The following is a 3652-nucleotide window of genomic DNA, read 5'->3' as shown; positions in this document are numbered from 1 at the left end:
TATTTACTAAAAAGAATTATAAAGGATATTTAAAGTAAAGAATTTGTAAATTTCGTTATATTTCTTGACAAAAATTTATATTTGGTTTATTATAAATTTATAGCGAGATAAATTCTTACTTAATTTAGCGTGAAAAAGATTTCTGTTTTCATGCAAATATATGACCACTTGCGTAAGCAAGTTAAGCCCATACGGACAGGCGGGTCAGCTGCCGAGCGTGGTGCAAGCCACATTATTGATTGAGTTAAAAGCTCAAATTTTATAAGTCGATTACTTATCATCAGTGCAACAGCACATCACTTGTGAAACGGTCAATAAGAGCAGAACGGTATATTTGCTACATTAGCTCTGAAAACGGAATTCTTCTATTAACTGTCAGCATAAGCTACAGAAAATAAATCATATATCCGTTAATCTACAGGTGGTGCATTGTGCCGCCTGTTTTTTGTTGCATTATTTTTGATAAGCCGAAAGGGTAATGTAAATGGATATAAACGCACAAAAGAAAGCCCCTGTGTACGAGGCTTTACAAAAATTTCGTAAGCAAAGGGTAGTGCCCTTTGATGTGCCGGGACATAAAAGAGGAAGAGGAAATCACGAGCTTGTAGAATTGCTCGGTGAAAAATGCGTTGGGCTTGATGTAAATTCAATGAAACCGCTTGACAACCTCTGTCACCCTGTATCGGTAATTCTTGAGGCAGAACAGCTTGCGGCAGACGCATTTGGTGCAGGTCATGCCTTCTTTATGGTGGGCGGCACAACCTCGGCCGTACAAAGTATGATATGGTCTGTGTGCAAGGCAGGCGACAAGATTATCTTACCACGAAATGTGCATAAAAGCGTTATCAATGCACTTGTGCTTTGTGGTGCTGTGCCTGCATATGTAAACCCCGATGTTGATAAAAAAATAGGTATAGCACTCGGTATGGAGCTTGCTCAGGTTGAAAATGCAATCAAAGAAAATCCCGACGCTGTGGCTATACTTGTAAACAACCCAACCTATTACGGCATTGCGTCTGACCTTAAAGCAATCGTAAAGCTTGCACATGCACATGGTATGAAAGTGCTTGCAGATGAGGCACACGGTACACATTTTTATTTTGGTGAGGACTTGCCGGTATCAGCTATGGAAGCCGGTGCCGATATTGCGGCAGTATCAATGCACAAATCAGGCGGCAGTCTTACTCAGAGTTCATTGCTTCTTACAAACAAAAATGTTCGCTGGGAATATGTGGCTCAGATAATTAACCTGACTCAGACTACGAGTGCAAGCTACCTGCTTATGTCGAGTCTTGATATTTCAAGAAGAAACCTTGCTTTGCGAGGCAAGGAGTCCTTTGCAAAGGTTATGAAGATGGCAGAGTATGCACGAAACGAAATTAACGAAATCGGCGGTTACTATGCCTATGGCAGAGAGCTTAACAACGGAAGCAGTGTGTATGATTATGATGTAACCAAGCTTTCAATTTACACAAGAGATATTGGACTTGCAGGCATAGAGGTTTACGATTTGCTCCGTGATGAATACGATATTCAGATTGAATTCGGTGACATAGGTAACATTCTTGCCTATATTTCAATAGGTGACAGAATACAGGATATTGAAAGACTCGTTGGTGCTCTTGCCGACATTAAAAGACTGTATTCAAAGGACAACGCAAAAATGCTCAGTATGGAGTACATTCCGCCAATCGTATCGGCAACTCCAAGGGACGCCTTTTATGCGGATAAGGAAATGCTCCCGATTGAGCAGACTGCAGGCAGAATTTGCAGCGAATTTGTAATGTGCTACCCACCGGGAATCCCTATTCTTTCTCCGGGTGAAATGATTACAGATGAAATTATAGAGTACATTAATTATGCAAAGGCAAAAGGCTGTTCAATGCAGGGTACAGAAGACCCATATATTGAAAAGCTTAATGTACTGAAATAATTAAATCATTTTATTATATAAAAATCTATGTTACCTTAAAACTACTTTTGATTTCTTTTTGTCGAGGTCGAGTTTAATGTAGTTTGCTAAAAAATAAACCAAAGGAGTGTTTATATGGAGTTTTGGTTTTCGGAAAGACATACCGACAATGTTGAGCTTTCTATAAGAGTTGAAAAACAGCTTTTCAGCGGTCAGAGTGATTTTCAGAGAATAGATGTGTTTGACTCTGTTGAGTTCGGCAGATTTCTCACCTCGGACGGCAATGTTATTTTCAGCGAAAAAGACGAATTTACTTATGATGAGATGATTGTTCATGTGCCAATGGCGGTGCACCCGAATGTTAAAAAGGTGCTTGTTATCGGCGGCGGTGACGGCGGTGTTGCCAGAGAGCTTTCTCATTACGAGGAGATAGAAGTGATTGATGTTGTCGAGCCTGATGAGATGTTTGTTGAGGTGTGCAAAAAGTATTTTCCTGACAACTCAAAGGGACTTGATGATAAGCGAGTTAATATTTATTATCAGGACGGTTTAAGATTTTTACGCACCTGCCACAATGAATATGACCTTATTATAAATGACGCAACCGACCCATTCGGACACACAGAGGGACTTTTTACCAAGGAGTTTTACGGCAGCTGTTACAAGGCTCTTAAAGATGACGGAGTTATGGTGTATCAGCATGGCAGTCCGTTTTATGATGAGGATGAGGGTGCATGCAAGGCAATGCACAAAAGGGTATTCAGTTCGTTCCCTATAAGCCGAGTGTATCAGGCTCACATTCCAACCTGTGCGGCAGGCTACTGGCTCTTTGGCTTTGCATCTAAAAAGTATCATCCGCTCAAAGACCTTGACGCTAAAAGGTGGAATAAGCGTAATATAAAGACATGGTATTACACAACAAATCTTCACAGAGGAGCGTTTATGCTGCCAAAGTATGTTGAGGATTTGCTTTCAGAGGAAGAAAAATAATAGATTGATTTTTGTATTGGAGGAATTAAAATGAGCAGACTTTTAATTATTGGCTGTGGCGGTGTTGCAGGTGTTGCAATTCATAAGTGCTGCCAGAACAGCGATGTTTTTACAGAAATCTGCATTGCAAGCAGAACAAAATCAAAGTGTGACGCTATCAAAGCAAAGCTTGAGAATACAACCAAAACTGTAATCACAACAGCACAGGTTAATGCCGACAGCAAGGACGAGCTTGTGGCTCTCGTCAATTCATACAAGCCTGACGCTGTGTTAAACCTCGCACTTCCGTATCAAGACTTAACAATTATGGATGCTTGTCTTGAAACCAAGACAGACTACATTGACACAGCAAACTACGAGCCTGAGGACACCACAGACCCTGAGTGGAAAGCAATCTATGAAAAGCGTTGCAAAGAGCTTGGCTTTACTGCTTATTTTGACTATTCATGGCAATGGGCATACAAAGAGAAATTCGAGAAAGCCGGTATTACCGCACTTTTGGGTACAGGCTTTGACCCGGGTGTAACAAGCGTATTCACAGCCTATGCACTCAAGCATTACTTTGACGAAATTCATTATATTGACATTCTCGACTGCAACGGCGGTGACCATGGCTATCCGTTCGCAACAAACTTTAACCCTGAAATCAATCTTCGTGAGGTATCTGCAAACGGCTCGTATTGGGAAAATGGCAAGTGGGTTGAAACCAAGCCTATGGAGATTAAGAGAGTATATAATTTCCCTGAAGTA

General features: G+C 40.9%; 3 protein-coding genes. All 3 read left to right on the top strand.

Annotated features, from left to right (window positions below):
- The first annotated feature begins 484 nt into the window (after nucleotides 1–484).
- A complete protein-coding gene (locus tag ACJMMI_RS03110; RefSeq protein WP_405353446.1) occupies nucleotides 485–1933 on the top strand; it encodes an aminotransferase class I/II-fold pyridoxal phosphate-dependent enzyme in 1449 nt (482 codons plus the stop codon).
- Nucleotides 1934–2047: 114 nt separating this feature from the next.
- Nucleotides 2048–2902: a polyamine aminopropyltransferase gene (speE, locus tag ACJMMI_RS03105; protein WP_405353445.1), complete on the top strand. Its 855-nt coding sequence runs from the start codon at nucleotides 2048–2050 to the stop codon at nucleotides 2900–2902.
- A 30-nt stretch (nucleotides 2903–2932) separates the two neighbouring features.
- On the top strand, nucleotides 2933–3652 hold a 720-nt coding region (locus tag ACJMMI_RS03100; protein ID WP_405353443.1), incomplete at its 3' end, for a saccharopine dehydrogenase family protein.

The sequence above is a fragment of the Ruminococcus sp. genome (assembly GCF_045129435.1).
GTDB lineage: Bacteria > Bacillota > Clostridia > Oscillospirales > Acutalibacteraceae > Ruminococcoides.
This window is presented reverse-complemented; position numbering and strand designations above follow the sequence as displayed.

Bases quoted from the DNA above. Each gene is read 5' to 3' on its own strand.
- ACJMMI_RS03110 (WP_405353446.1), top strand. From the start codon at position 485: ATGGATATAAACGCACAAAAGAAAGCCCCTGTGTACGAGGCTTTACAA.
- speE (WP_405353445.1), top strand. From the start codon at position 2,048: ATGGAGTTTTGGTTTTCGGAAAGACATACCGACAATGTTGAGCTTTCT.